We start from the raw sequence: 764 nt of genomic DNA, 5'->3' as shown, positions 1-764 counted from the left end.
AGACAACGCAAACCGTGAACTATCGACTCGTTTCGATTTTCGCGGCGTTGAAGCAAGCTTTGATTACAAAGATGAATCAGTAAAATTGACTGCTCAAGACGATTTTCAACTGAAGCAAATGCGCGATATCCTTCGTAGCAACCTAACAAAACGTAATGTTGATCCTAACGCGATGGAAGCGAAAGCAGCAGACCAAACAGGTCGTACTTGGCACCAAACGGTTATCTTTAAGCAAGGTATCGAAACGGATGTTGCTAAGAAGATCGTTAAGCTAATCAAAGACAACAAAGTTAAAGTTCAAGCTTCTATCCAAGGCGACAAAGTTCGTGTAACGGGTAAAAAGCGTGATGACCTACAAGCTGTTATGGCTCTAGTTCGCAGCGGTGAACTTGGTCAACCTTTCCAGTTTGACAACTTCCGCGACTAATTTTCGAGTTTGAGCGACTGCTTATTGTGGTTGCTCATTCATCAGCACAATGTCGTGTTTAAAATCACAAAAAGCCACTTCTTTTAGGAAGTGGCTTTTTATTTATCGGTCAGTCTTATTCAGGGTCTCTAGCCGATTTGCAAACAACTAAAAAGCGCTCGCTTCAACTAAAATCTATCAACTACCACTCACCTGAGCACTTTTGCAGCAGACAGTTTCAGGTCTTTACCTACCAATAGATTAAACTCTACGCTTGCTGGTGGAATAAACACACACACTCGTAATTTCTCAGCTCTGGCTTGCTCAAGCTTGGTTGATAGCTCTCCGCTATTAACAT

1 protein-coding gene and 1 pseudogene are annotated in these 764 nt (G+C 42.1%); one reads left to right on the top strand and one right to left on the bottom strand.

Annotated features, from left to right (window positions below):
• On the top strand, positions 1–427 hold a 427-nt coding region (locus AB4653_RS25090), incomplete at its 5' end, for a YajQ family cyclic di-GMP-binding protein (RefSeq protein WP_372105582.1).
• 188 nt (positions 428–615) lie between these two features.
• Here the strand turns inward: AB4653_RS25090 and AB4653_RS25085 are convergent.
• Positions 616–764: pseudogene (locus AB4653_RS25085) on the bottom strand (siroheme synthase); the annotation flags it as partial.

The organism is Vibrio sp. 10N.222.48.A3 (assembly GCF_041475345.1).
Classification (GTDB): Bacteria; Pseudomonadota; Gammaproteobacteria; order Enterobacterales; family Vibrionaceae; genus Vibrio; species Vibrio tasmaniensis_A.
Note: the sequence above shows the minus strand (reverse complement) of the source record. Positions and strands in the feature narration are given on the sequence as shown.